Source organism: uncultured Thiohalocapsa sp. (assembly GCF_913063425.1).
In the GTDB taxonomy this organism is placed as follows: domain Bacteria; phylum Pseudomonadota; class Gammaproteobacteria; order Chromatiales; family Chromatiaceae; genus Thiohalocapsa.
Genome location: NZ_CAJXYK010000005.1, coordinates 108,593 through 135,532 on the forward strand (window position 1 = coordinate 108,593; position 26,940 = coordinate 135,532).

Here is a 26,940-nt window from a genome sequence, read left to right on the forward strand (position 1 = left end):
TCAGGCGGGCTCGCGCCAGGGATCGAACACACCAACCCCGGCCGCGGCGAAGTCGGCCGTGTCTCTGGTGACGACGGTGAGCCCGTGCCGCGCCGCGCCTGCTGCGATCAGCACGTCCGGATGGCTGAAGGGGTGGCGGCGGGTGCGGCCGGACTCGATGATGAGCCGCCAGTGTAGCAGGGTGTCTTCGCACAGCGGCAGGATGCGGCCCGCGAACATGGGCCGCAGGCGATGGTCGAGCCAATGGGTCAGCGCGGCGCGGCGCCCGGGGTCGGCGAGCAGCTCGATGCCGTAGCGGATCTCCGCGAAGGTGACGGTGCTGACGTGGAGCTGGTGCAGCGGTTGGGCGGCAATGAAGTCCACCACCGCGGGCGCTGGCTGCCTGCGCCGCAGCTCCGACAGGACGTTGGTGTCCAGCAGCCAGCCGCTCACAGCGCGATGTCGCGTACCGGGCCACTGCTCTTGGCGTGCTCGAATTCGACGTCATCGAGGTCGGCCTCGGCGAGCAGCCGGACCAGGGCGTCGCCCATGGGCTCGCCGCGCAGACGCCGGTAGTCCTCGGCGGATAGGACCACGGCCTTTTCCTTGCCGTTGACGGTGACATGCTGCGGGCCGGCCTCGCCGGCGAGCCGGACCAGCTCGCTGAAGCGGGCCTTGGCGTCCTGGAGCTTCCAGGGGCCCGGCGTCTCGGCAATCTCGGAAGGGGTTTCGCTCATGGCTAGAAATCAAATCTGGTCAGCCTGACCAGATCGTAGTCCCCAGCTCGCGCCTCCGCAAGCCCCATGGGCTTGCGGGGCGGCCTTCCCGGCCGGCGGTCCAGGCCCCGCTTCGGCTCTCTGTCGCCGGTCAGCCGCCGCGCTCAGGCTGCCGTATCGACACCTCGTCTACCGAGCGAGTTGACCCGCTTGCAGCCCACGCCGCCCCGAATCCTCCGAGCCACCACCGCTGCGCCTCCATCTTCGTGAAGTTGAACACGATCAGGTCATCGCCTGTTTCAAGCGCAACAAACGCCACCGGCTCATACGTCTCCCTCGTCCCACGCACACGATTCTCGACACCACCCTGAGAGGACAATACAGACTCCCCCCTGTCAAGCTGCCCTTAGCTGCCCCTTAAGTGCAGGGCACTGGCGGCGCTGTCGCGCGGCGTCAATCCGGCGACTTCACCTCGAAGCCCACCACGGTGCGCTGCTCGCGGCTGAGCTCGACGCCGATCAGGTGGATCGGCCGATCCTCGCCGCGGTACTTATCCGCGTAGCCCTTGTCCTTGAGCTGCTGCAGGGCGCGGCCCTCGGGCGCGAGCTCCACCACCTTGAATTGCTCGACAGCAGCGCCTCGCTGGCGATGGCCTGCCCCAGCTTGGGCACGAAGACCTTGCGCGCGAGCAGCAGGTCCACCAGAAAGGTCGGCGTCGCGGTCTCGAACCACCAGGGGCGGAACTGGCGGGCGTCGAACAGCAACAGCGCGTCGAAGGGGTTGTAGACCGCCTCGCCTGCCCAGTTGTAGCCGTTGTACCAGTCGCGGATATCGGCGCGACCAGTCCCAGCGCCCGTGCGCCTCGAGCCCCTCGAACAGCGCCTCATTGCCGGCGAACAGCTCCGCCAGCGTATCCAGGAACAGCGACTTGCCGAAACGCCGCGGGCGCGACAGGCAGTAGTACTTGCCCTCGTCATCGAGGCGCAGCGCGAAGCCCGTCTTGTCGCCATAGTAGTAACCGCCCTCGCGGATCTCGCGGAAGGTCTGGATGCCGATGGGCAGCTTCTTGCGTGCGGACATGGATGCGTCGGCGGCCTTTGCCGATGATGACTCGCAAGTCTAGCCTGTTGCCGGCGCCGACGGCGAAGCTGCCGATACGGAGCCGCTGGCAATCCTGTCGGCGCGGCCGCCGGATGGCGTGCAGGCGTGCCGGTGCTGGTCCAGAATGTTCCCGCCGGCCAACCCTTCCAGCGGGAGGCTCACGACCTCATGCGTCTCAACGACCGCGAGCGCCAGGCCATCGCGCAGGCCGCGCACGAGTGCCTGCCGCCCGGCACGCGGGTGCGGCTGTTCGGCTCCCGCCTCGATGACAGGCGCCGCGGCGGCGACATCGATCTCCTCGTCGAGCCGCCTTACACCCTCGGCGCCGAGGAGCAGGTGGCGCAGCGCACCCGTTTCGTCGCCCGCCTGTACCGGCTGATGGGAGAGCGGCGCGTCGATGTGCTGATGGTGCCGGCCTGCGAGCCGGACGCGCGCCCCGTTGTGCAGGCCGCGCGCCGTGACGGGCAGCTCCTCGCGCAGGTGCCGCAATGACGCACGGCGACCCGCTGGAAACTGCTGTCTGGCAAGGGGACCGTCACCTCTCCGTGCTGGAGCAGGCGCTGCGCGATTGGCAAAGGGCGCCGGCCGCCGATTTGGCGGAGCTTGATGCCGACGCCGACAAGCTCCGGGTGCTGGACCAGCTCCTGTTTCGCTTCACCAAGCTCCAGGACGCGATGGGCACCCGCCTGGTACCGGCGACGCTCGCGGCCCTGTCAGAGCCCTTCGAAGACTGGGCGATGATCGACCGACTGAGCCGGCTGGAGAAGCTTGGCTTTCTGGACGTCGAGGCCTGGTTGCACTGGCGCGAGATCCGCAACCAGCTCTCGCATGAGTATCCGGAACGCCCGGAGACGCGCTTCGCCGCGCTGGCGGCGGCGGTGACGGCGGCCGGCGAGCTGGCTCAGGCATACCGGGACTGGCGCCATCGGCTTGCGGCCAGGAACGGTCCGGCCTGAGGCTTCAAGCACCCACCCCGCCGCGCGGCCCGCGTCCGAGTGAGCGCGGCACAGTGCGTCTCCCAGCGAGGGACTGGCTTGCAGTCGAACGCGGTGTCGAGCCGCCGTCAAGGATAGAAAGTCGGGTCCAGAACCTGCTCGACACTCCACGGGCAGTCCTCCGGAAACCCCTCCAGGCCGGTCTCGTCAAGCGCCCTGGCGATCGCGTCGGCCCAGATCGACTCCCACCAATTCGGGTTGGACAGCGCGCCCTTGAGGCTCGGAACATCCCGCAAGTGTGCGGCGATGGCCCGGCGCTGCTCCTTGATGGTGCGCTGCCAGCTCGATCCGCGCCGTCCTGGCTGGAACTGCCATTTCAGCAGATGCGTCAGCAGCACCACCATCCGGCTCGCCAGCTCGCGTCGCTCGCTTCTCCCCACGTCCTCGATCTCCTCGGCGATATGCACGATGTCGATGTCGGAGAGCCGACCGGCACGCAACAGCGCGGCCTGCTCATCCGCCCAGGCGACGACATCGGATTCGTACGATGTAGGCATGTTGGAGCCTCGATTGCGGACTGAAGAATCCAGCGGCAGACCAGGGTCGTTCTTCAGCGAGCCTCGCGGGCGATGTCCGCCGCTGCGTTGGCTGAGTCGTTGATGGCCTCGCCCACACGGGCGAGTCGCACCGTGCGGGCGAGTCGGGCGCGCCCGATATCAGCCCCCGCTCATGAACATGTTCATCATAAGCTTGTTGAGCCGGCCGACGAAGGCGGCGGGGTCGTCGAGCTGGCCGCCCTCGGCGAGCTGGGCCTGGTCGAACAGGATCATGCCAAGGTCATCGAACTTGGTCTGCTCCGACTCGGCCTCCAGGCGCTTCACCAGCGGGTGGTCCAGGTTCACCTCCAGGGTCGGCTTCATGTCCGGCGCCTCTTGGCCCACGGCCTTGAGCACCCGGGCGAGGTTGGCGCTCATGTCGTGCTCGCCGACGACGATGCAGGCGGGACTGTCCACGAGCCGCGTTGAGACGCGCACCTCGTTGACGCGCTCGCCGAGGCTGTCCTTCAGGCGCTTGAGCAGGTCTTCGTGCTCCTTCTCGGCCTGCTCCGCCTTCTCCTGGTCCTCCTTGTCGGCGAGCTCGCCCAGGTCCAGCTTGCCCTTGGTGACGGACTGCAGGTGCTTGCCCTTGTACTCGTGCAGATGGCTCACCAGCCACTCGTCCACGCGGTCGGAGAGCAGCAGCACTTCCACGCCCTTCTTGCGGAACACCTCCAGGTGCGGGCTGTGGCGGGCGGCGGCGGGGCTGTCGGCGGTGATGTAGTAGATGTCCTTCTGGCCCTCCTGCATGCGCTCGATGTAGGCATCCAGCGAGACGTTCTGGGCGTCGTCGTCGTTGTGGGTGCTGGCGAAGCGCAGGAGCCCGCCGATGCGCTCGCGGTTCTGGAAGTCCTCCGCAGGCCCTTCCTTCAGCACGCGGCCGAACTCGCCCCAGAAGGTCTGGTACTTCTCGGGCTCGTCCTTGGCCATGGATTCGAGCAGACCCAGCACACGCTTGACGTTGGCGCCGCGGATGGTGTCGATCTTGCGGTTGTGCTGGAGGATCTCGCGGGAGACGTTGAGCGGCAGGTCGTCGGAGTCCACCACGCCCTTCACGAAGCGCAGCCAGTGCGGCATCAGCTTGTCCGCCTCGTCCATGATGAAGACGCGCTTCACATAGAGCTTCACACCATGCTTCTGCTCGCGGTCCCAGAGGTCCCAGGGCGCGCGCTTGGGCAGGTACAGGAGTGCCGTGTACTCGTTGGTGCCCTCCACCCGGTTGTGCGCCCAGGCCAGTGGGTCCTCGAAGTCGTGGGAGATGTGCTTGTAGAAGGCCTTGTAGTCGTCATCCGACAGGTCGGCCTTGCTGCGCATCCAAAGCGCGGTGCCCTTGTTGACCTGCTCGAATTCGGGGGCCTTGGCTTCCTTGTCGGCCTTGTCCTCGCCTTCTTCCTCGTCGCCGCCGAAGTCCTCCTTCTCCATCTCCACCGGCATGGCGATGTGGTCGGAGAACTTGCCGATGATGGTGCGCAGCCGCCAGGGCTCCAGGAACTCCTTGGCGTCGTCTTTCAGGTGCAGGATGACGTCGGTGCCGCGGGCGGGCTTCTCGACGGTCTCGAGTGTGTAGCTGCCGCCGCCGTCGGAGGTCCAGCGCACGCCGTGCTCGGCGGTGAGGCCCGCACGGCGGGAGACGACGCTGACCTTGTCGGCGACGATGAAGGCGGAGTAGAAGCCGACGCCGAACTGCCCGATGAGGGCATCGCCGGCGGCCTCTCCCTGCTCCGCGTCACCCTCGGCAGCGGCGCCCTGGGCGGCCTTGAGGGCTTGGGCGAACTGCCGGGTGCCGGAGCTGGCGATGCTGCCGATGGTGTCGATCATCTCCTGCCGGCTGATGCCGATGCCGTTGTCGGACACGGTGATGGTGCCGGCGTCCTTGTCCACCAGCACCCGCACGCGCAGGCTCGGGTCCTCTTCCAGCAGCTGCTCGTCGGTCAGCGACTCGAAGCGCAGCTTCTCGGCGGCGTCGGAGGCGTTGGAGATCAGCTCCCGCAGGAAGATCTCTTTGTTGGAGTAGAGCGAGCTGATGACCAGGTCCAGGACCTGGCTCACCTCTGCCTTGAATTCGAGGGTTTCCTTGTGGGCTTCGACGGTCATGGGTCTCGTGCGTATTGTCAGTGGTTCGATGGAGCGGCCGCGCGCCTGAGACCGGACCCGCGTCGGGGCCGGCAATACCTTAGAATTGCAGGCAGATGCGGCGCGTCGCGCGCCGCAGTCCATGTAGGCATACCTGCGCGAAATCAAGGGGAATCGGGATGGCAAGCACCCAGGTCAGCACCAAGCCGTTCGAGGGGCAGAAGCCGGGCACATCGGGTCTGCGCAAGAAAGTCAGGACCTTCCAGCAGCCGCACTATCTGGAAAACTTCGTCCAGGCCATCTTCGACACCCAGCGCGGCCTCGCCGGCGGCACCCTGGTGCTCGGCGGCGACGGGCGCTTCTACAACCGCGAGGCCATCCAGACCATCCTGCGCATGGCCGCCGCCAACGGCGTGGCAAAGGTACTGGTTGGCCAGGGCGGCATCCTGTCCACGCCGGCGGCGTCCTGCGTCATCCGCCAATACCAGGCCCAGGGCGGGATCATCCTGTCCGCGAGCCATAATCCGGGCGGCCCGGACGAGGACTTCGGCATCAAGTTCAACATCGATGCCGGCGGGCCGGCGCCGGAGACCGTCACCAACGCCATCTATGCCCGCACCGGCAGCATCGACCGTTATCTCATCAGTGACGCCGGTCCGGTGGACCTCGACGCCGTCGGTGAGCAGCAGCTGGACGGCATGCAGGTGCAGGTGATCGACCCGGTGGCCGACTATGCAGCGCTCATGGAGGGCCTGTTCGACTTCAACGCCATCCACCAGCTGTTCAATTCCGGCAGCTTCCGGATGTGCTTCGATGCCATGCATGCGGTCACCGGCCCCTATGCGGTGGAGATCCTCGAGAACCGCCTGGGTGCCGAGCCCGGCACGGTGATGAACGGCAAGCCCCTGGAGGACTTCGGCGGCGGCCATCCGGACCCGAACCTGGTGCACGCGCACGATCTGGTGGCCCTGACCCAGGGCGCCACCGGCCTCGACTTCGGCGCGGCGTCCGATGGCGACGGCGACCGCAACATGATCCTCGGCAAGGATTTCTTCGTCACGCCGAGCGACAGCCTGGCGGTGCTCGCGGCCAATGCGCACCTCGCGCCCGGCTACAAGCGGGGTATCGCCGGTGTGGCGCGCTCCATGCCCACCAGCCAGGCGGCGGACCGGGTGGCCGAGGAGCTCGGCGTGGAGTGCTACGAGACGCCCACGGGCTGGAAGTTCTTCGGCAACCTGCTGGACGCCGGGCGCATCACCCTGTGCGGGGAGGAGAGCTTCGGCACCGGGTCCGACCATGTGCGCGAGAAGGACGGTCTGTGGGCGGTGCTGTTCTGGCTGAACCTGCTCGCGGTGCGCCGGCAGTCGGTGGCGGACATCGTGCGCGAGCACTGGCGGCGCTTCGGGCGCAACTTCTACACCCGCCACGACTACGAGGCGGTGGACGCGGACGCCGCGGGCGAGCTCATGGACCATCTGCGCATCCTGCTGCGGGACCTGCCCGGCACGCGGCTCGGCGAGCTCACCGTCGCCTACGCCGACGACTTCAGCTACACGGACCCGGTGGACGGCAGCGTCGCCACGGGGCAGGGCGTCCGCGTCGGCTTCGAGGGCGGCTCGCGCATCGTCTTCCGGCTCTCGGGCACCGGCACACAGGGGGCGACGCTCAGGGTCTACATCGAGCGCTACGAGCCGGACCCGGGGCTGCATGACCAGCCGGTGCAGGAGGCGCTGGCGCCGCTCATCGTCACGGCGCGGGAGCTGGCGCAGATCGAGGCACGCACAGGTCGCGCCGCGCCGGATGTCATCACCTGAGGGCGCCGTGGCGGGATCCGCAGCAAACACCTAAAGTTTATGGCGTTGTAATCGGCGTTGGTCGGTGTAATGTCCTGACCTGTGAGCGCTGGCGGCCCGTCCAGCGTTTGTCCAACCAACGCCTTCGCTGACATCCAAGGCGCAGGCCAAAACATCCCAGCCAACACATCCCAGCAGGTGCACCGCCATGACCAAGACCTATCTGACCCTCGCCACCGCCCTCTTCTTCGGCCTGATGCTGTCCGTCGGCGGCGCCGTCGCCGGTGACGGCAAGAGCTGCGGCGGCAAGAAGAAGGACGGCGACACCGCCGTCATCGTCGCCCCGGCCAAGCCGCTGGCCTAAGGCCGGCGCGGAGCCTCATTCGGGCGGCGGGTCCGGCGCGCGCTCAGTACGCCACTCAAAGCCCTGGGGCGCAGCACATCGCTGCGCCTTGCGAAAAAGCCCCGTCGGCGGCGTCGGCGGGGGTTTTTTTGTTTCTGACGGCTGCCCCGCCGGATGTCTGTGCAGACACGGGCACCGTCGGCACGCGGCCTACCCTCGCGAGATGTCCAGTTTTTGCCCATTGCGATGCGCGGCTACGCACAGACCTTGTTCAGGTCGGCGACATCCTTCGCCGGCACCACCTGACCATGCTTGGGAGGTCACCCATGTCGTTGCGCAAATCCACCCTTGTCACCGCCGGCCTCCTCGCCCTGGGCCTGAACGCGAGCGCCATCGGCGACGCCTTCGCCAGGGATGACTGCCGCCACATGCGCGCCGGCTATGGCGCAGCCCATGCGCCGGCCGCTGCAGCCCACGGCCGCTATGACGCGCCGCGGACGCTCGGGCCGCAGGCCTACCGCCGCGGCCCCTACCCCGCACCGATGATGCGTACGCCTATGGCGCCTGCGCCTGGCCCGGCGATGTACTGGGGCGCCCAGCCGCCGCGGATGGTGAAGACGTCCACCGCCGACACCGCACCCGCGGGTGGTGACATCGTCGATGTCGCCGTCGGCGCCGGCAGCTTCACCACCCTGGTGGAGGCCGTGAAGGCAGCCGGCCTCGTGGAGACGCTGAAGGGCGACGGGCCCTTCACGGTCTTCGCGCCGACGGATGAAGCCTTTGCGAAGATTCCCGCGGACAAGCTCCAGGCGCTGCTCGCCGACAAGGATGCGCTGACGGCGGTGCTCACCTATCACGTGGTGCCCGGCAAGGTCATGGCGGCCGACGTGGTCGAGCTGGACAGCGCCGAGACGGTGCAGGGCGGTCGCATCGCCATCGACACCAGCGACGGCGTCACCGTGGACGGTGCCAAGGTCGTCAAGACGGACATCGGCGCGAGCAACGGCGTCATCCATGTGATCGACAGCGTCATCATGCCCAACTGACGACGCCGCCAGGGCTGTGCGCGTCACGCGGACGCGCCCCGGCCCAACCCGGCGCGCTGACGGCCATATGGGCCGGGGCGCGCTTTTTTTGGCGCCAACAATTGTCATTGACGATGGCTAGCGGCTTGGTTGATCGTCTTACGCGATCAACATTATCCGCAGAAACCATTTTGCTGTGGGCAGAGCTGCCCGCACTATGGGCACGTCGGCGCGGCGAGCGCCGCACACCCGCAAAGCCACAATTTCCCAACCCGGAGTCACTCACCATGTTGCAAGACCGCACCGGCCAGCCCGTTCCCCAGGTCACCTTCCGCACCCGCCAGGGCGCAGACTGGGTGGACGTCACCACCGATGAGCTGTTCAAGGGCAAGACCGTCATCGTCTTCTCCCTGCCCGGCGCCTTCACGCCCACCTGCTCCTCCACACACGTGCCGCGCTTCAACCAGCTGGCGCCGGCCTTCAAGGCCAACGGCGTGGACGACATCATCTGCATGTCCGTCAACGACGCCTTCGTCATGAACGCGTGGAAGGACGACGAGAACGCCGACAACCTGACCTTCATCCCGGACGGCAACGGCGAGTTCACCGACGGCATGGGCCTGCTGGTGGACAAAGACGACCTCGGCTTCGGCAAGCGCTCCTGGCGCTACTCCATGCTGGTGAAGGACGGCGTCATCGACAAGATGTTCATCGAGCCGGAGGAGCCGGGCGACCCCTTCCACGTCTCCGATGCCGACACGATGTTCGCCTATGTGGCGCCGAGCGCCCAGAAGCCGGCGGACGTCACCGTCTTCACGCGCCCCGGCTGCCCGTTCTGCGCCAAGGCCAAGACCATGCTGAGCGAGGCCGGCATGCAGTTCGAGGAGCTGGTGCTGAACAAGGACTACACCGAGGAGACGCTGCGCGCCGTCGCCGGCGCCACCAGCGTGCCGCAGGTGTTCGTGAACGGCCAGAAGATCGGCGGCTCCGACGACCTCGAGAAGTGGATGGCGAGCCGCTGAGCCGACGGATGCCGCAACGGTCCGGCCGCGGTGACCGCCGTGGGCCGACCGTCAGCGCCTGACCGGCGCAGCTCGCCCCGGCGCAGGGACGCGCCGATGCGCACGCGCACGCTTGCAGCAGCGGCGCGCCGTTGCCGCAACGCATTGCCGCGGGAGCGGCGGCACAGCTTCAATACGTATTCCCAACGAACATGACGCGCACCGCCGCCACGGCGGTCGCGACCAACCCCTCCCCGGAGACCGGCCATGGAGACCCATTTCGACCTCATCGCCATCGGCGGCGGCAGCGGCGGACTTGCCGTGGCCGAAAAGGCCGCCGCGCACGGCGCGCGCGCCGCCGTCATCGAGCGCCACAAGCTCGGCGGCACCTGCGTCAACGTCGGCTGCGTGCCGAAAAAGGTCATGTGGTACGCCGCCAATCTGGCGGAGGACGTCCGCCACGCGCCGGACATGGGCATCCAGGCCAGCCTGGACGGCGTCGACTGGGCCAAGCTCGTCGAAGGCCGCGAGGGCTTCATCGGCGGCATCCTGGACTACTGGAACGGCTATGTCGCCGGCGAGGGCATCGCGCACATCCAGGGCGAGGCGCGCTTCGTCGATGATCACACGCTGGACGTGAACGGCACGCGCTACACCGCCGAGCACATCGTCATCGCCACCGGCGGGCGGCCCATCGTGCCGCCGGTGCCGGGCCACGAGCTGGGCATCACGTCCGACGGCTTCTTTGCGCTGCGCGAGCAGCCGAAGCGGGTCTGTGTGGTGGGCGGCGGCTACATCGGTGTGGAGCTGGCGGGTGTCATGCGGGCGCTGGGCTCCGACGTGACCGTGGTGGCCCTGGAGAGCCGGGTGCTGGAGACCTTCGACCCCATCGTCAGCGAGACCGTGGCGTTCAACATGACGCAGGACGGCATCGACATGCACCTGCCCTTCGCGGTGGGCTCTCTAGAGCGCCGGGACGACGGCATCGCCGTCATCGGCCGGGAGCAGCAGGCGCTGACGGGCTTCGACACCGTGCTCTGGGCCGTGGGGCGGCGTCCGAACACCGAGACGCTCAACCTGGAGGCCGCCGGCGTCGAGGTACTGCCGAACGGCGTCATTCCGACGGACGCCTTCCAGAACACCAATGTCGCCGGCGTCTATGCCCTGGGCGACATCACCGGCCGCGCACCGCTCACGCCGGTGGCCATCGCCGCGGGCCGCCGGCTCGCGGACCGGCTCTTCAACGACCAGCCGAACCGACGCCTGGACTACGAGAACATCCCCACCGTGGTGTTCGCGCATCCACCGGCCGGCACCGTCGGCCTCACCGAGGCCCAGGCACGCGAGTCCGGCCAGAAGGTGACCATCTATCAGACCAAGTTCCAGCCCATGCGCTACGCGCTCAACGAGAAAGGCCCGCGCACGGCCATGAAGCTGGTCTGCGTCGGCGACGAGGAGCGGGTGGTGGGCATCCACATGGTGGGTGACGGCGTGGACGAGATGCTCCAGGGCTTCGCGGTGGCGGTGAAGCTGGGCGCCACCAAGACCCAGTTCGACGACACCGTGGCCATCCATCCGGTGAGCGCGGAAGAGCTGGTGACGCTGAAGGAGCCGCATCCGGAGGACTGAGCGGGTGGCGCTCCGCAGATGAGCGGTAGCGGCACTTGACTGTCGGGTTACGCTGCCGCTGACCCGACCTTGCACGCCGTTTGGTCAGCGTCGCGTCGCGGTGTCGGCTGGGTCCCGCGCGAGCCAGGCGACCAGGTCGGGAAACTCTTCGAAGGCGGCGTCGATGGGAATGGCGACGCCGAGCCCACGCGCCTTCACATCCGGCTCCGCCGTTGCCTTCCAGGTGTTGATGCCCACCACCAGCCCGGCCTCCGTCACCAGGGGACCGCCGCTGCTGCCCGGCAGGATGCGGGCGTCCGTCACCAGCATGTCCTCCCGCCGGCCGGTGTAGGTGCCGGCGGTCACCGTGTCCTTGATGCCGAGCGGGCTGCCGATGGCATAGACGGGCTGCGTCTGGCGCAGCCGGGCGTCGAGCAGCGGCTGGAGGTAGGGCGTGGTGTAGCCGGAGACGCGCAGCAGCGCCAAATCGTGGCGGGGGCTCACGTCCAACAGGTCGGCCGTCACCCGCTCCCCGTCCTTGAGCTGCACCTCGAAGGCGCGCTGCAGCAGCGCCGCGTTGCGCTTCATGTCCAGCGCCCGCTTCGCCTCGCGATACTCCCGGGAGCGCTCCCGGAAAATACGCTGGCCGCGGTCATAGTCGTTCGGGTCCGAGAACCTGTCCCGCGGCAGTGACAGGCGCTGCTCCAGCGCATCCAGCTTGGCCTTGAGGGCGGCCAGCGCAGCGCGCTCCTCCGCCGCCCAGTCGGGGGGCGGGCGCACCACATGGCGGTTGGTCAGCAGCAGACCGTCGTCGCTCACGAAGAACCCGGAGCCGGTGCCGAGCGCCGAGTGCACCGTCACCACCGCCAGGCTGCTGGCCTCCACCGGCGTCACCGGCTCGAACTGCTGTTGCAGCCGGGCGGCAATGTGGCGGCTCAGGTCCGGCGGTGGTGCGGCTTCCGGCTGCGGGGCCGGCACGGTGGCCCGGCTGGCCGCGGGCGGCACCGCAGGCACAACCTCGGCGGCTGGCGTACGCGGCTGCGCGGGTGCTGCCACGCGCCCGCCGGGCAGCGCCTGCACTGCCGGGGGCGATTGCGGCGATCGCGAGTCCGGCCCCGTGGTGGGTGCCGTCGGCTGCACCGCCTCCGGCAGCGGCTGGACACGCACACGCGCATCCGACATGGCCGAACCAGAGCGGTCACCGAGGGTACCCGGCGGCGGGCGATCCGAGAATACCCAGGTGCCGTTCTCGTCGCGATAGCGATAGATCTCGGCGCCGCCCGGCGGCGGCATCAGCAGGAGTGTCAGCGCCAGGACCGCGGCACAGCCCGGCAGCAGAAATTTGGCGGCAAAGCGCGCTGGGCGGCGGGGCCTGCGCGCCGACACCCGGTCACAGGCTGCCCGCGCGCCCTGCCTCACGCCTGATTCCTCAAGGATTTCAGAAGCTTCGCCAGCGCTTGTCCCGGCCACGCAACGGCCTCGTTTCGCTCGCGCCCCGCTGGTCGCGTGAACACCGATGCCCGTCGGTGCGCCTGCTGCAATTCTCACATTCTTCGTTAAGCTTCAGGTAAGCCCTTATGCTGCCCTAAGCATATTACTTAGCGAAGTGACCTGCGGCAGATCGGGGCGACGGCCTGCTCACCGCCCATAGACGGACTGCGGATTACGCCCACAGACAGATGGGGCAGCGTTCTACGGCGGCCCGCTCCGGTCAAGCGCCAGCGGCGCCGCCCGCCGAGTCACCCACGCCGCCCGCACGGAGGTCAAGCATGACGCGTCTTCGCCAATTTGCAAGCGCCCGCGGCTTCTCGCTGGTGGAGGTGATGGTGACGCTGTTCATCATCGCCGTCGGCGCGCTGGGCGTGGCCGGACTGCAGCTCGCGGCGATGCGCAGCAACCACAGCGCCAACCTCCGCTCGCATGCCACGCTCGCCGCCTACGCGCTGGCGGACCGCATGCGTGCACACCCGGCCGACTTCTCGGGTATGGCCAGCGCCATCACCACGGCAGACGCGACCATCGACAACGCCGGCTTCCAGGAGTGGGCGGACGAGCTGGCCGCGTCACCCTTGCCGGCACCGGCGAGCGGGGCACTCGGCTCTCTCGACTGCACCTCCGGCAATCCCTGCACCACCGGCCACTGCGCCATCACCATCCGCTGGGACGACAGCCGCGCCGAGGCGGCCGACCTGGCCCAACAGGGCCGGGACGCCGACGCGCTGGAATTCCAGATCTGCGCCCGGGTGCCGCAATGAGCCCCCAGCGTCGCAGCACGCATTCCCGGCGCTCAGGGCCATGGTGCCGTGTCGGCATGCGCTGCCTCCGGGGCGTGTCGCTGGTGGAGATGATGGTCGCGCTGGCCGTGGGTGGCATCGTGGTGCTCGGGCTTGCGGAGATCCTCGCCAGCACCAAGGCCACGTATTCCCGGGAAGAGGCCTTCGCAAGACTCCAGGAGAACGGCCGCATCGCCGCCATGATGCTGGCCAAAGGCATGCGGCCCAGCCGCTCGACGGACTGCAAGAGCATCGCCATGCACCAGGAGCAGGGCACGCTGACGGTGAAGGCGTGCGATCTGCTGGAGGGCGGCTGCGCGCTGGGCAACACGCATTACCTCGATATCGACCGTGCCCTCGGCTACGACCAGACCCAGGGCCTGACGAGCGCCGGCGCCTTCAGCGATCTGCCGCAGGGCATCGCCGGCAACATCGCCGACCGCTACGTGGGCGGCGATGTGCTGGTCACCTGGGGCATCGACCCCGAGGGGCATGCGGTGGATGGGGGATTGGGCACGGACGGCACGGACGACATCCAGCTGGTGGACACGCCTGACGACACGCTCGATGCGGAGCTGGCGCTCATTTCCAACTGCCAGCACGCCCACGTCTTCGAGGTGGACGGCATCAACGGCAGCAGCGTCGGCCATGCAGGGGATGCCAATGCCGTGAGCCATCTGCGGGCAGAAGACTTGTACGGCGGACCAGCGCCCTACAACCGAGAGGCGGGCGACCCCCGCGCCATGCTCTATCCGCTGGTGTTCAGAGTCTACTACGTGTGCTGCGTGGGGGATGGCTCGCTGCAAACGGGCAGCGGGCGGGACAACTGCCGTGTCACCGCGGACGGCGACCCCGCCCCCGATGGTTATCGCCCGGCGCTGTGCGTCTACGACAGACAGGACGGCGACGGGGACACGGAGGTCCTCGTGCCCAACGTCGCCGACATGCGCATCACCTACAGCGGCGACACCGACGGCGACGGCGAGACCGATTTCCGCAATGAGGACGCCGACACCGTCTCCACGGACGCCAAGTGGGCGAGCGTCCGCGCGGCGTCCGTGGAGCTGCTCCTGACTACCGAAGCGGACAACACCGCCACCGACGCCAGCGCCCCCACACAGGCCGATTGGCCCCCGTCCGCCGACGCCGACGACCGCCTCGGCGCCGCCTACCCTGCCGACAACCGGCTCTACCAGCGCTTCCGCTTCGATGTGGCGCTGCGCCCGGCAACGCCCTGGGCCATCTGGGAGTGAGCACCATGACCGACCGCTCGCACGACACCCGCCACAATCATCCACCTAAGGCGCGCAGGCGCGAGCGGGGTGCCGTGCTTATCGTCGGCCTGGTGATCCTGCTGGTGGTAACCATGATCGGCATCAGCGGCCAGGGCAGCACCGTGCTTCAGGAACGCCTCGCCGGCAACATGCGCCAGAACAACATCGCCCTGCAGGCGGCGGAGGCCGGGCTGCAGGTGGGCTTGACCTACATCGAGGAGCAGAACCTGCCCATCACCGCCACCGACAGCGGCACCAACTACGTCTGGACATCCTGCTCCGTCGCAGATACGCAAACCCTCGACAACAGCGCCGCGAGCGACGATCCCTGTACGCGCCTGGAAGCCGTGCTGGAGAGCTGGCGCACCCCACCGAGCGAGCTGGCCGCCGGCGAGGACTACGAAGGTATCGAATACTCCGTGCTGGTGAACGCGCTGAACAACGCACCAGCGAGCGGCACGGATGTGGACATCCCCGGCGTGGTGGCCCAGCCGCGCATCTACATCGAGGCACGCGAGGAGCCGGTCTCACCGGACACCCAGGCCAATTCGTTCGGCCAGCTCGTGACCTATTACTACACCGTCACCAGCGTCGGCTTCGGGGCCAACGAGCAGGCGCGGGCTGTACTCCAGTCCACCATCGCCAAGCAGGTGCAGCAATGAGCGCTCGCAGTGGTCTTCATTCGCAGCTTGTTGGGGAGCCCGGCCCTGCCGGGTCGCTCCGCTCGGGGTTGCGGCACGCGATGCTTGGGCTGCTCAGCAGCGCGCTCGCCGTGTTGCCGCATCTCAGCGCTGCGTCAGACATTCCCGATGCCATTCCGCCGTTTCTGTCAGAAGGCGTGCCGGCGAATCTTGTGCTGAGCGTTGATGACTCAAGGTCCATGAACCTCGCTTTCTTACCCGATTCCCTGCCCGACCCCAAGAGTGCGCAGCAAACGGGTATGCGCAACTGGTTTACGTCACCAGACGTCAACAAGCTCTACTATGATCCGAAGCGCTCTTATCTGCCGGGACGGAACGCCGATGGGTCCGAGCGCGCAGACTCTAATGATTTCGAGAGCGTTCCGCCTTTCCCATACAGCAACCCAGAGAACTGCCCGAACCGCGACCTCGTTAACGCGTATCAGCCAGTCTTTGGGGACAGCAGCGACTCCTGCGAATTCAAGACTGCGAGTGATGCACCGGGGGGACCGGCGTACTACCACCGGTATATTCCAGGCAACGAGTATCGCCACAATCCTAGCTATGGCGCCGGCAATGGTGGGCAGAACGATGATCCCTACTTGCCCTGCAACGGCAACGTCGACGCCGGCTGCGAACCTTGCGGAGGAGAAGAAAGCAACTGGCCGGACAACGAGCCCGACGCCACAACGCCGGATGAATGCTTTGTCCCCGTTGATCCGGAATCGACTCCACCGCCCGGTGATCCACCATTCGATAAGGAGAACTTCGCCAACTGGTACACCTACTATCGCACACGCCTGCTCGTCGTCAAAACCGTGCTGTCACAGGTGATGCAGACGCTGGACGAAGACGTTCGGCTGACCTGGCAGGGCGTCAGCCCGCTCAACCAGTTTCAGCCCGGCACCGCGGCTTTCAGAGCGCTGAAAGAGCGTTTCGATGAATATGGCGCGCCCGCAGCCAGCGCCGGAGAGATGAGTCAACGCGATGCATTCTACGACTGGCTGGAGAGACTCGTCCCGCCGCAATCACCTCCCACATATCTCGTCGGCGCGCACATCCGAGCAGGAGAATTCTTGTCGCAAGGGAAGGCACTGCTGGATGACCCCGATGATGCCAGCTCAAGCCAATGCGCCGTTCAATGCCGTAACAACTTTCACCTGATGCTGACCGATGGCGGTTGGGAAGATGTTTATGATGGCGACAGCTGGCCGACCACGGCGTCTGGGGACATCAGCTGGCTGGAAACGAACCAGGATGGGCACGGCTGGTCTTTGAGTGCCAACCGGTTCGGGGTGACACGTTATTCTCCGGACGACCCGTTGACGACACTTTACGCCGACAACAACACGGGCATGCTGGCGGACGCCGTATTCTATTACTGGCGCAGGGACTTGGATGGGGATTCAAGTAACAACTTCGTGCCGCCGTTGACCCCCGATCGTGAAGGCAACGAAGCGGATATTTTCTGGAACCCCAAGAACGATCCGGCCACCTGGCAGCACGTCACCTTCTTCGCGGTCGGTCTTGGCGTGGACGGCGCTGTCCAGCGTGTAGAGGACCCTGAAACGGGCGAGGTTGTAGCGCCTTATGGGCAGTATCAGTTGGACGGTAAAAAGACGCTCGAGAAACACGGTTTCCCGGACTGCCATTTGGATCCGCCGTATGAGCAGGATGGAGATGCCCTCAATGAATGTAACGCCATCGGATACACATACAGGTATGAGGACGTTGAGGTCGCCCCTGGCATTTGGCTCCGTTGGCCAACCGAGATCTTGCGCGCCAAAGCAATCCCCATCGAAGCCAAGATCGACGATCTCTACCACGCCGGCCTCAATGGCCGCGGCGGCTATTTCGACGCTTCCGACCCGGCAGCGCTGAAGGACTACTTCGAAGAGATTTTGGATACCATCTCCACCGCAGACGACACCGAAGCCGCCAACGCACCGGTGGCCATCAGCGCCGGCAACCTGAGCGACAACAGCCGCATCTACCAGGCGGTGACCAATCCGACCACCTGGGCCGGCGAGGTCCGGGCGCTGCGCGTCTCGCTCGGCTTCAACGCCGGCCCCTGCACCGACAAGCCCCGGGGCACCATCTGCGAGGACCCGGGCAGCCCCTACCAGACCACCAACGCCGACCAGAACGGCGACGGCTGGCCGGACTCCTTCCCGGCCTGGGACAGCCGCCGCATCTTCACCATGGCGGACGGTGCCGCCACGGACTTCGACGATGATGTCTGGGGGGAGCTGTCCGCGGCACAGCAGCAGGCGCTGATGGGCTGCGCGCCCTATGGCAAGCTCACCGTCCCGGACTGCAACGACCCGAACGCCCTGGACAGCACCAACCCCAATCGCCTGCTTGCGGAAGCGCGCATCGACTGGCTCCGCGGCGAGGAGGACAACAGCGACTACGACTTCCGCGAGCGCGAGACACCCCTCGGGGACATCCTCGGCAGCGGGCCCGTCGTGGTGGAGCCGCCGCGGCAGCTGTTCACGGACGGCGATTACGAAACATTCAGGAAGTTGGCGAAGGACCGCAAGACCATCGTCTATGTCGGCGCCAATGACGGCATGCTGCACGCGTTCAACGCGGATGCCACGGCGCCGGTCCTCCACGAGGTCTTCGCCTATGTCCCGGAGGCCGTCTACCCGCATCTCGCGGACCTCACCGAGCCCGCCTACGGGGAGGCCGGCGGTGTCGTCAAGAAGTCCTTCGTGGACGGCCCGCTCAGCTACTCCGACGTCCAGATGGGCGACAGCGGCAATGGTGCCGACGACTGGGCCTCGGTGCTCGTCGGCGCCATGGGTCTCGGTGCCCAGGGTGTCTATGCGCTGGACGTGACGGACCCGGACGCCGAGGCGGAGGACATCGTGCTCTGGGAGTTCACCGACGCCTCGGGCAGCGACGATGACGACGGCGCGCTCGACGGGCGCGACATGGGCTACACCCTCGGCAAGCCCGCCATCGTGCGCATCGAGGACGGCTTCGGCGGCGACGGTCCGAGCTGGGTGGTGCTGGTCAACAACGGCTACGGCAACACGGAGACGCGTATCGACGAGGAGCCGGACGCCTGTCTGCCGGAGGACGATGACGGCTATGTCGCCGGCAACTGCACCATCAGCCAGAGCGGCAACGCCGTGCTCTATGTGCTCGACATCGCCGCCGCGGACGCAAGCCGCATCAAGGCCCGCATGGACACGGGCTGGGGTATGGACGAGGACCCGGCGGGCAACGGCCGCACCAACGGGCTCGCGGAAGTCGTCACCATCGACGAAGACGGCGATCTCGTCGCCGAGCGGGCCTACGCCGGGGACCTGTTCGGGAATGTCTGGAGATTCGACCTGACCGACACCTCAGAGGCCCCGACGCGGCTCTTCAGCGCCGCGGACGACAACAACAACCCGCAGCAGATCACCACCCGGATCGGCGTCATGAGCCACCCCAACGGCGGCTACATGCTGCTGTTCGGCACCGGCAAGTTCATCAACAGCAGCGACAAGGAAGATGTCGAAACCCAGACCTTCTACGGCATCTGGGATCACGACGGGAGCCTCACCGGCGCCGGCGCCGATGACATTCCCACCCGCGCCGACCTGCTGGAGCACGAGTTCTTGGACACCGTCACGGTGACGGACGACAGCGGTGCGATTGTCAGCAAGGCCCGCATCAGCACCAGAGAGCCCGTGTCCAGACCCGCGGGTGATGTACGCGGCTGGTATATCGACCTGGAAACGGACGTGTCAGGCTGCCGCGGCTCAGAGCGCGTGGTTGTCAACCCGCAGGTGCGCAATGGCCGGGTGGTGTTCGTGTCCATGATGCCGGAGAGCGTCTGCGGCAGCGGCGGCACCAGTTGGATCAACGCCCTGGACGCCATCGACGGCTCCCGGCTCGAAACCTCACCGTTCGATTTCAACCTGGACGGCAACATCAACACCAAGGACCTCTTCGACGTCGACGACGATGACAGCACCAGCGGCGAGGCCGGCAGCAGCATCCGGGTGCTGACCGACAACGGCACCGGCATTTACTCGGCGCCGTCGCAGCTCGGGCTCGGCGGGGGAGGCATCATGAGCGTCGTATCCGACTCGGAGGGCGACCTGATTCAGCTGGAGGAGTCCAACGCCTATGGCTGGCGTACCTGGCTGCAAATCGACTGACGGGCTCGGCCGGCCGGGCGCCGGCCCGGTCCCCGGCATACCCCGCCGGCTGGGCCGGCAGGCTGCACCAAAGGTTGCCTACCGGCGCGTCGGCCGAGGCTTTTCCCTCGTGGAGCTGCTGGTGGTTGTGGCCATCGTCGCCATCCTCGCCGCCGTCGCTTACCCCAGCTACCAGGAGCAGGTGCGAAGCGGCCGGCGCTCCGAGGCCCAGGCGGACCTGATGCGCCTGGCCCAGTTCATGGAGCGCCTCTACACGGAGAACGGCTGCTACAACCCCGGCCCCGACAACGACTGCAGCACGACGGACGACGCCGCCAACCCCACCATCGCCACCACAGCGGACCACTACGGCGTGGCCTTTGTCGGCACGGTCACCGCCGATGCCTATGTCATCGAGGCGACGCCCAGCGGCCCGCAGGCAGGCGACGGCGTTTTGCGCATCAACCAGCTGGGACAGCGCTGGTGGGACGAGGACCGGGACGGCACCCTCGAAGCCGGTGAGGACAACTGGGAGCGCAACTGACCGCCGCGGCAGCGACAGCGCGGCACGTCGCCCTCACATCGATGGACCGGCTGCCGCAGTCCCCACCGGAGCCGGCGCCGTGAGCTCCCGCCGCCGCACGAACCTCAGCGTCAGCGCCAGCAGCGCCGGCATGAAGGTCAGCGTCACCAGGGTGCTGAACAGCAGCCCGAACAGCACGATGGCGCCGAGCCCACGGTAGAGCTCCGTCCCGGCGCCCGGGTTGAACACCAGCGGCGACAGGCCCGCCACCGTGGTGACCATGGACATCATGATGGGCCGGATGCGCACCCGCACCGCCTCGGTGACGGCGTCCATGATGGCGAGGCCCTGATCGCGCACGTTGCTCACGGCCCGCTCCACGATGAGGATGGGGTTGTTCACCACGGTGCCGATGAGCACCAAAAAGCCCAGCATGGTGATCATGTCGAAGGGCTGCTGGATGGGATAGAGCCCGATCTTATCCAGGTGCGCCCCGCCGAGGTTCAGCAGCGCCAGCCCCGCGATGCCGCCGCTGATGCCCACCGGCACGCTGGTCATGATGAGCAGCGGCCAGCCCCAGTGGCTGAACACCGCAACCATGAGCAGATAGGCGATCAGCAGCGCCACGGCGAAGTTGCCCGCCAGCGCCCGCATGGTGGCCTGGAGCCGGTCACTCGCGCCGCTCAGCTGTAGGCGGATGCCATCCGGCAGCGCCCCCGCGGCCGGCATGCCCTGGATGATCTCCTCCTGCACCCGGCGCACGCCCTCCTCCAGGGGCACGTCATCCGGCGGGATGACGGTCATGGTGATGGTGCGGTCGCCGTCCACCCGTCGGATGGTCTCGGTGTTGACGCTCTCCTCCAGGCGCGCGACGGCGGACAGGGGCACGATGCCGCCGCTGGGGGAGTAGAGCATCAGCCGCTCCAGGTCCTGCGGGCGCTCGATGTTGCCGGCGGTGCTGTAGAGAAAGATGTCGATCTCGTCGTCGTCCAAAAAGAACTCGTCCACGAAGGCGCCGTCGGAATAGGCCCAGACGGTGTAGCCGAGGTCCCCCGGCGAGATGCCGAGCTCCGCCGCCCGCTCCCAGTCCGGGCGCACCTCCAGCATGGGCTGGCCCAGGGTCAGCGCCGAGGGCTCGGACTTCACCCGCGGACCCTCGAAAATGCTGCGGGCCTTGGCCTGCACCTCTGAGGCCGCGTCGAACAGCGTCGGCAGGTCCGGCCCGCTGATCTCGATGTTGATGGCGCGGGTGCCGCCGAAGTTGCCGGAGAAGATGGACCCGCGGCTGGAGAAGCTGCGCAGGCCCGGAAGCGCGCTGGTCTTCTCGCTCGCCACGCGCATCAGCTCCGCAGTCTGGCGGCGGTCGGTGGCCTCGCGCACCACGAATACCCGGCTCTGGCTCGCAAAGCCGATGGTGAAGTTGAGCGCGGGCACGTCCGCCTTGCCCTGGGCGAACAGCGCCGGGTCCTGTCCCACCGCCGGGTAGAAGTCCTTGTCCACCTCCTGGAAGGCACGGCGCATCATGTCGATGTTGTAGCCGGGGGGCGCGAACATCAGGGTGAAGATCTTGGACTCCTCGCCCTCCGGCAGATACTCGGCGTCCGGCGTCAGGGTCCAGATGATGGCACCGGCGGCGCCGAGCACCAGCGCGATGACCAGGAGCGGCCGCAGGATACCCTGGGCCAGCCAGTGCACCAGCCCCAACACCAGCGCCGAGAAGCCGCCGCCGACGCGGTCCAGCAGCCGGCGGCGCCGGGGGGCCTTGGGCGCGCGCAGCCAGCGCCCGGCCGCAGCCGGCACCAGGGTGATGGCCAGCAGCATGGACATCAGGATGCTGGAGGAGATGGCGATGGCGATGTCGGAGTACAGCTGCCCCGCCTCCTGCCTGACGAACACCACCGGCAGGAACACGGCCACCGTGGTGAGGGTGGAGGCCAGCACCGCGGGCCAAACCTCCCGCACGCCCTCCAGCGCCGCCCTGAGCCGCGCCTTGCCCTGGCTCAGGTGGCGGAAGATGTTCTCCAGCACCACGATGTTGTTATCGAGCGTCATGCCGATGGCGAAGGCCACGCCCGCGAGGGAGATGACGTTGATGGTGCGCCCGGTGAGCATCAGCCCGAGGAACGCGGCGAGGGTGCAGATGGGGATGCCGATGGCGCCGATGAGGGTCGCCGGCAGCGAGCGCAGGAACAAAAACAGCACCAGGGTCGCCAGCACCGCGCCGATGGCGAGGTTGCGCTCCACCACCTGGATGGCATCTGTTACATAGACCACGTCGTCGGCGGTGCGGATGAGCTTGAGGCCCCGGGGGTTCAGCAGGGTCTCGTTCAGCTCGGCGACCTTCGCCAGCATGTCCTGCTTGATCTGGATGACATTGCTGCCGATCTGCCGGTTCACCGCAAAGCCCAGGATGGGCTTGCCCTCGGAGTAGGCATAGCTGCGGACCTCGGCATAGCCGAGCTCGGCGCGGCCCACGTCCTTGAGCCGGATGAAGGCGCCGTCACGCTCGGCGATGACCAGCTCTTCGAGCTCCTCCGGGCTGTCGAAGCGCCCGATGGTGCGCAGCAGATAGCGCCGTTTGCCGCTGTCGAGGTCGCCGCCGGAGACGTCCTGATTGCGGGCACGGATGGCCTGGCGCAGCTCCGTCAGGCTGATGCCGCGCTCGGCGAGCCGCACCGGGTCCACGAAGACCTTGAGCTGCCGTGCGGCACCGCCGCGCAGCTCCACGCTGGAGACGCCGGGCACCCGCTCCATGGCCTGAATGACGTACTCTTCCACCCAGTCCCGGAGCGCAACGATGTCGGCGTCGGTGAAGGCGCCGGACGCCGGCATCAGCCGGAAGTACATGAAGGAATTGCTGGAGAAGGCCTCGGCGCGGATGCTCGGCTGGTCCACGTTCTCCGGATAGCCCGGCACCTGGCTCAGCGCATTGTTGACGTTGAGCAGGGCCTCCTCCATGGGCACCGAGAAGGGAAACTCCAGCTCGATGTCGGCCTCGCCGGTGCTCGCGGTGGACACCATGCGCTCCAGCCCCGGGATGCGGCCCAGGTACTTCTCCTGCTCGACGACGATCTCCTTCTCCACGTCCTGGGGCGCCGCGCCCGGCCACTTGGTGGTGACGGTCACCACCCGGGCGTCCAGGTCCGGGATCATCTGCACCGGGACGTTGAAGATGGACAGGATGCCGAACAGGGTCAGCAGCAGCACAGCCACGGTGAGGATCACCGGGCGCTCGATGGCGAACTTGAACATGGCGGTGTGCGGGGGCCTGAGATGACACGGGCGGTCGCGCGCTGCGCGGGATGACCCCCAAGTTGGCGCCGCCGTTGGCAATAGACAAACCCAAGCGTGCGGCGCCGGCGACGTCCGACGCCCCGCCCGGGTGCGCCGACTTCAGTCGGCCCCCAAGTCGGTCCCCAGGGGCAGGCGGACCTCAGTCCGCCGGAAGCACAGGCTCACCTGGCCTCAGACTCTACGCAGCGCCGCCCTATTCCAACGCCGCCGTCTCCGCCGCATCCGGACGCGCCCGGCTGGGCTGCGGGGAGACGCTCTGCCCAGGCTTCAGGGACTCGTTCCCGAGCAGGACCACCCGGTCGCCGTCGGCGAGGTCCCCGCCGGTGATCTCCACCCGATCACCGCCGGCGCGGCCGGTCTCGATCTGCACCGGATAGGCCTTGAGGATGCCGTCCTCCTCCTGCACCCGCCAGACCTCGCGCGTGCCGTCCGCCCTTGCGATGACGGCATCCCGCGGCACGGTGAGCACTTCCGCCTCGCCGCCGGCGAGATCCACCCGCACCCGCGCCGACATGCCGGGGGCCAGCAGCCCGTCCGGGTTCGGCAGGTCGATGAGGATGGGGAAGGTGCGCGAGCGCGGGTCGCCGCTTGCGACACGGGCGAAGACCTCGCCACGGAAGGTCCGCTCCGGCAGCGCATCGAAGCGCACCGCCGCCGCGGCACCGCGGCTCACACGCGGGAAGTCGATCTGCGGCAGGGTGGCGCGGATGCGCAGCACGTCCAGCGCCACCAGCTCCACCGCGGCCTCGTCGCGCTGCGCCCACTCGCCCACCTCCAGATTGCGGGCGACGATCATGCCGGCGAAGGGCGCCGTGAGGCGGTGCCGGCGCTTCACTTCCTCAGCGCGGGCCAGGGCGGCGCGCTCGGCGGCCAGCGCGGCGGCGGTCATCTCCACCCGGGCCTCGGCGGAGCGGATATCCGTCTCCGACGCGTGTCGGCCCTGCTTCAGGCGCAGCAGCTCGTCGCGGATGCGGATGGCGTCCTGGTGGCTCGCCGCCGCCTCCTGCACCCGGGCCGCGGCGGCCTCGACGTTGTGCGCCTCGATGCCGTCGTCCAGCGCCAGAATGGGGTCCCCCGCCGCCACCCGGCTGCCCGTGTCCACGAACAGCTCGGTCACCAGCCCGTCCACCTTCGGCGACAGGGCCGCACGCCTGGGGGCGATGGTGGTGCCCGACAGCATCGCCTGCTCGCGCAGTGACTCACGCTGGACCTCCGCCAGGGTGACCGGCGCCGGCTCCGCGACGACAGGCCCCGGGAGCCCGAGGCCGAGGCCGAGGGCCAGCATCCAGGGCAGGATCAGGCGGGAGGGGCTTGCGTGACTCCGGGGCATGGGTACGGTGACTCCGGCATGCTGGCATGGGCTGATCGGCAACATATGGCGCCGCCGGCACCGATTCACGAGTGCCTCGGATTGTTGGGGACGGTATATTGAATTCACCGACACAGTCCAGGCAGAAGACCCGCCAACGCCCAGCCTGTGGACCCCTTTGTATGGGGACAGTATATTGAACTGCGAGCACAGCAAGCTGCGGACAACGCACCACTGCCATCGCGCCGGCTAGAGATGGCCGAGGTAGGTGTCGCCGTAAAGCCCCGCCTTCAGCTCCAGGTACATGCGCTCGCGCTCGCCACGCGGGAGGCCGGTGGCGTCGATGCGCCGCCGGTAGCGGGCCAGCAGCTCCCGTGGCTCGAAGTGGACATAGCTCAGCAGCTCGTCGGCGGAGTCGCCGCGCTCCGGCTCCGAGAGCCGGTAGCCCTCCGGGCGCTGCGGGTCGAGTGCGACATTGACGGCGTCGGTGTCGCCGAAGAGGTTGTGGATATCGCCCAGGATCTCCTGGTAGGCGCCCACCATGAAGAAGCCGAGCAGATAGGTCTCCGCGCGCGGGTCGAAGGCATGCACCGGCAGGCTCGCCTCCACCCCGTCCACGTCTACGTAGTGGCTGACGCAGCCGTCGGAATCGCAGGTGAGGTCGTGGACGATGCCCCGCTCCGTCGGTGTCTCGTGCAGGCGCTGGAGCGGCACGATGGGAAAGATCTGGTCGATGGCCCAGACATCCGGCAGCGACTGGAACAGCGAGAAGTTGCAGAAGAGCTTGTCCGCCAGCTCGCCGTTCAGGCGGTCCAACAGCTCCCGCTGCCGGCGGCTGCTGTGGGAGAGCCTCGCGCGCAGCGCACGGCAGATGCCGGCATAGCACTCGTCGGCACGGGCGCGGTCAGGCAGGCCCAGCCGGCCGGCGGCGAAGTCCGACCGCACGGCCAGCACGGCGGCCTCGGCGCGCTCGAACAGCTCCAGCGGTGCGCCCTCCGCCACGTCCGCCAGGACCTGCTCCAGGGCGGCAAGCTCCAGGCTCGCACCCGCCGCCTGTGCCGATGCTGCCGCCGGCACCACGGCACAGCCGCCGGCGCGCTCGCGGTCCACCACGTCCGTGAACAGCACGGCGTGGTGCGCGGACAGTGCCCGGCCGGACTCGGTGACGATGTGCGGGTCCGGGACGCCCGCGTCGCGACAGATGCTCGCCGCGGTGCCGAGGATGGCGCCGGCATAATCCTCCAGGCCATAGTTCACCGAACAGTAGGCGCGGGTGCGGGTGCCCTCGTAGTCCACGCCGAGCCCGCCGCCGATGTCCAGGGTGTCCAGGCCACAGCCCTGGACCGTCAGCGCCGTATAGAAGCGGCACAGCTCGGTGACACCGGCACGGATGTCCGCGAGGCTTGGAATCTGGGAGCCGAGATGGGCATGCAGCAGCCGCAGCCAGCCGAGCCCGCCGACGGCCCCAAGGCGCGACACCAGCGCCAGCACCTGCTGCGCCGAGAGGCCGAACTTGGCCCGCTCGCCGCCGCTGTTCTGCCAGTTGCCGGCGGCGGCCGCGGCCAGGCGCACGCGCACGCCGAGCAGCGGCTCGACGCCTAAGCGCGCGGCCTCGTCGATGACCAGCTCCAGCTCCGAGGGCTTCTCGATGACGATGTGCACGGCAAGCCCGAGCCGCCGGCCGATAAGGGCGAGGCGAATGTAATCGCGGTCCTTGTAGCCGTTGCAGATGACGGTGCCGCCGTCCGGCACCAGCGCCAACACGGCCATCAGCTCCGGCTTGCTGCCGGCCTCGAGCCCGATGCCGCCGCCGCTCAGGATGGCCCGCACCACACTCTGCTGCTGGTTCACCTTGATGGGGTATACCGGCCGATAGGTGCCGCACCAGTCGAGACCCGCCATGGCACCCTCGAAGGCCGCGCGCATGGCGCGCACCCGATGCCGCAGGATGTCGTCGAAGCGCACCAGCACCGGCAGCGACAGCCCCTCGTCGCGCAGGCGGCGGGCGAGCAAGGCGAGGTCGATCTCCGTTGCGGCGTCGGGGTCCGGGCGCACCGCGAGGTGGCCCGCGTCATTGATGCGGAAGTAGCCCTCGCCCCAGCGGGGGATGGCGTAGATGGACTCGCAGATGGGCGGCGACATGGGCTGGTGCGGCGGGATGCGGCTTCGATGGCGGGCAGTCTAGTGCACCACCGCGGAAGTCGCGATGCCCTCCCCGGGTACGCCGACGACCGTCGGCACGCCGGGGAAGGTGGACTTCAGTCCAGCGTGGAGCAAT

The 26,940-nt window shown here is 68.0% G+C and carries 21 protein-coding genes and 1 pseudogene; 12 read left to right on the forward strand and 10 right to left on the reverse strand.

The features are described 5' to 3' along the window. The 3 genes and pseudogenes from QZ607_RS03950 to QZ607_RS03960 all read right to left on the reverse strand — a co-directional run bounded on the left by QZ607_RS03950 (nucleotide 1) and on the right by QZ607_RS03960 (nucleotide 1,775). On the reverse strand, nucleotides 1-432 hold the full coding sequence (locus tag QZ607_RS03950) for a type II toxin-antitoxin system VapC family toxin (protein ID WP_295879896.1): 432 nt from the start codon (nucleotides 430-432) through the stop codon (nucleotides 1-3). Continuing rightward, nucleotides 429-716 (reverse strand): type II toxin-antitoxin system Phd/YefM family antitoxin, encoded by a 288-nt coding sequence (locus QZ607_RS03955; protein ID WP_295879898.1) that lies wholly within the window; start codon nucleotides 714-716, stop codon nucleotides 429-431. The genes QZ607_RS03950 and QZ607_RS03955 overlap by 4 nt, the downstream gene beginning before the upstream one ends. A gap of 432 nt (nucleotides 717-1,148) precedes the next feature. Next, nucleotides 1,149-1,775: pseudogene (locus tag QZ607_RS03960) on the reverse strand (AAA family ATPase). Between the two features lie 126 nt (nucleotides 1,776-1,901). Here QZ607_RS03960 and QZ607_RS03965 point away from each other — a divergent pair. Beyond that, nucleotides 1,902-2,288 carry a nucleotidyltransferase domain-containing protein gene (locus QZ607_RS03965; protein ID WP_295879901.1) on the forward strand — a complete coding sequence of 129 codons (387 nt, stop codon included), beginning with the start codon at nucleotides 1,902-1,904 and terminating at the stop codon, nucleotides 2,286-2,288. Continuing rightward, entirely contained in the window at nucleotides 2,285-2,752 is a 468-nt protein-coding gene (locus QZ607_RS03970) for a hypothetical protein (RefSeq protein ID WP_295879903.1), read from the forward strand. Before QZ607_RS03965 ends, QZ607_RS03970 begins: the two co-directional genes overlap by 4 nt. A 107-nt stretch (nucleotides 2,753-2,859) precedes the next feature. Here the strand turns inward: QZ607_RS03970 and QZ607_RS03975 are convergent, their stop codons facing one another. Both QZ607_RS03975 and htpG read right to left on the reverse strand, forming a co-directional pair. Then, nucleotides 2,860-3,288: a DUF29 domain-containing protein gene (locus QZ607_RS03975; protein WP_295879906.1), complete on the reverse strand. Its 429-nt coding sequence runs from the start codon at nucleotides 3,286-3,288 to the stop codon at nucleotides 2,860-2,862. 159 nt (nucleotides 3,289-3,447) lie between these two features. Then, nucleotides 3,448-5,421 carry a molecular chaperone HtpG gene (htpG, locus tag QZ607_RS03980; RefSeq protein ID WP_295879907.1) on the reverse strand — a complete coding sequence of 658 codons (1,974 nt, stop codon included), beginning with the start codon at nucleotides 5,419-5,421 and terminating at the stop codon, nucleotides 3,448-3,450. A gap of 158 nt (nucleotides 5,422-5,579) precedes the next feature. Between htpG and QZ607_RS03985 the strand changes: the two genes are divergently transcribed. The 5 genes from QZ607_RS03985 to gorA all read left to right on the forward strand — a co-directional run bounded on the left by QZ607_RS03985 (nucleotide 5,580) and on the right by gorA (nucleotide 11,191). Next, complete coding sequence (locus tag QZ607_RS03985) at nucleotides 5,580-7,214, forward strand: alpha-D-glucose phosphate-specific phosphoglucomutase (protein ID WP_295879910.1); 1,635 nt, start codon at nucleotides 5,580-5,582, stop codon at nucleotides 7,212-7,214. Nucleotides 7,215-7,401: 187 nt separating this feature from the next. Continuing rightward, the gene (locus QZ607_RS03990) at nucleotides 7,402-7,557 is read left to right on the forward strand and encodes a hypothetical protein (RefSeq protein ID WP_295879911.1); all 156 of its coding nucleotides are present in this window, start codon (nucleotides 7,402-7,404) and stop codon (nucleotides 7,555-7,557) included. A 305-nt stretch (nucleotides 7,558-7,862) separates the two neighbouring features. Then, nucleotides 7,863-8,582: a fasciclin domain-containing protein gene (locus QZ607_RS03995; protein ID WP_295879914.1), complete on the forward strand. Its 720-nt coding sequence runs from the start codon at nucleotides 7,863-7,865 to the stop codon at nucleotides 8,580-8,582. 266 nt (nucleotides 8,583-8,848) lie between these two features. Continuing rightward, nucleotides 8,849-9,583 (forward strand): glutathione peroxidase, encoded by a 735-nt coding sequence (locus tag QZ607_RS04000; protein WP_295879917.1) that lies wholly within the window; start codon nucleotides 8,849-8,851, stop codon nucleotides 9,581-9,583. 246 nt (nucleotides 9,584-9,829) lie between these two features. Beyond that, the gene (gene gorA, locus QZ607_RS04005; protein ID WP_295879919.1) at nucleotides 9,830-11,191 is read left to right on the forward strand and encodes a glutathione-disulfide reductase; all 1,362 of its coding nucleotides are present in this window, start codon (nucleotides 9,830-9,832) and stop codon (nucleotides 11,189-11,191) included. An 84-nt stretch (nucleotides 11,192-11,275) separates the two neighbouring features. On the opposite strand, the gene QZ607_RS04010 is transcribed toward gorA, so the two are convergent. After that, nucleotides 11,276-12,718 carry a trypsin-like peptidase domain-containing protein gene (locus QZ607_RS04010; protein WP_367268149.1) on the reverse strand — a complete coding sequence of 481 codons (1,443 nt, stop codon included), beginning with the start codon at nucleotides 12,716-12,718 and terminating at the stop codon, nucleotides 11,276-11,278. A 221-nt stretch (nucleotides 12,719-12,939) separates the two neighbouring features. On the opposite strand from QZ607_RS04010, the gene pilV reads away from it, so the two are divergent. The 3 genes from pilV to QZ607_RS04025 are packed head-to-tail and all read left to right on the forward strand — an operon-like array spanning nucleotide 12,940 to nucleotide 15,379. Beyond that, nucleotides 12,940-13,425, forward strand: a complete 486-nt coding sequence (pilV, locus tag QZ607_RS04015) for a type IV pilus modification protein PilV (protein WP_295879923.1) — start codon at nucleotides 12,940-12,942, stop codon at nucleotides 13,423-13,425. 56 nt (nucleotides 13,426-13,481) lie between these two features. Beyond that, nucleotides 13,482-14,696: a PilW family protein gene (locus QZ607_RS04020; protein WP_295879924.1), complete on the forward strand. Its 1,215-nt coding sequence runs from the start codon at nucleotides 13,482-13,484 to the stop codon at nucleotides 14,694-14,696. Between the two features lie 5 nt (nucleotides 14,697-14,701). Next, nucleotides 14,702-15,379 carry a PilX N-terminal domain-containing pilus assembly protein gene (locus tag QZ607_RS04025; protein ID WP_295879925.1) on the forward strand — a complete coding sequence of 226 codons (678 nt, stop codon included), beginning with the start codon at nucleotides 14,702-14,704 and terminating at the stop codon, nucleotides 15,377-15,379. 1,424 nt (nucleotides 15,380-16,803) lie between these two features. Here the strand turns inward: QZ607_RS04025 and QZ607_RS04030 are convergent. After that, nucleotides 16,804-17,223 (reverse strand): hypothetical protein, encoded by a 420-nt coding sequence (locus tag QZ607_RS04030; RefSeq protein ID WP_295879927.1) that lies wholly within the window; start codon nucleotides 17,221-17,223, stop codon nucleotides 16,804-16,806. Here QZ607_RS04030 and QZ607_RS04035 point away from each other — a divergent pair. Together QZ607_RS04035 and QZ607_RS04040 are read left to right on the forward strand one after the other, a co-directional pair. Then, nucleotides 17,173-19,557, forward strand: coding sequence for a PilC/PilY family type IV pilus protein (locus QZ607_RS04035; protein WP_295879929.1), 2,385 nt, complete (start codon nucleotides 17,173-17,175; stop codon nucleotides 19,555-19,557). The two genes, QZ607_RS04030 and QZ607_RS04035, sit on opposite strands and share 51 nt — an antisense overlap. A gap of 49 nt (nucleotides 19,558-19,606) precedes the next feature. Further along, nucleotides 19,607-20,080 (forward strand): type IV pilin protein, encoded by a 474-nt coding sequence (locus QZ607_RS04040; protein ID WP_295880026.1) that lies wholly within the window; start codon nucleotides 19,607-19,609, stop codon nucleotides 20,078-20,080. 33 nt (nucleotides 20,081-20,113) lie between these two features. On the opposite strand, the gene QZ607_RS04045 is transcribed toward QZ607_RS04040, so the two are convergent. From QZ607_RS04045 to speA, 3 genes are all read right to left on the reverse strand, one after another. After that, the gene (locus QZ607_RS04045; RefSeq protein WP_295879931.1) at nucleotides 20,114-23,311 is read right to left on the reverse strand and encodes an efflux RND transporter permease subunit; all 3,198 of its coding nucleotides are present in this window, start codon (nucleotides 23,309-23,311) and stop codon (nucleotides 20,114-20,116) included. 235 nt (nucleotides 23,312-23,546) lie between these two features. After that, complete coding sequence (locus QZ607_RS04050; RefSeq protein WP_295879932.1) at nucleotides 23,547-24,683, reverse strand: efflux RND transporter periplasmic adaptor subunit; 1,137 nt, start codon at nucleotides 24,681-24,683, stop codon at nucleotides 23,547-23,549. Between the two features lie 228 nt (nucleotides 24,684-24,911). Beyond that, nucleotides 24,912-26,804, reverse strand: coding sequence for a biosynthetic arginine decarboxylase (gene speA, locus QZ607_RS04055; RefSeq protein ID WP_295879935.1), 1,893 nt, complete (start codon nucleotides 26,802-26,804; stop codon nucleotides 24,912-24,914). Between the last annotated feature and the right edge of the window lie 136 nt (nucleotides 26,805-26,940).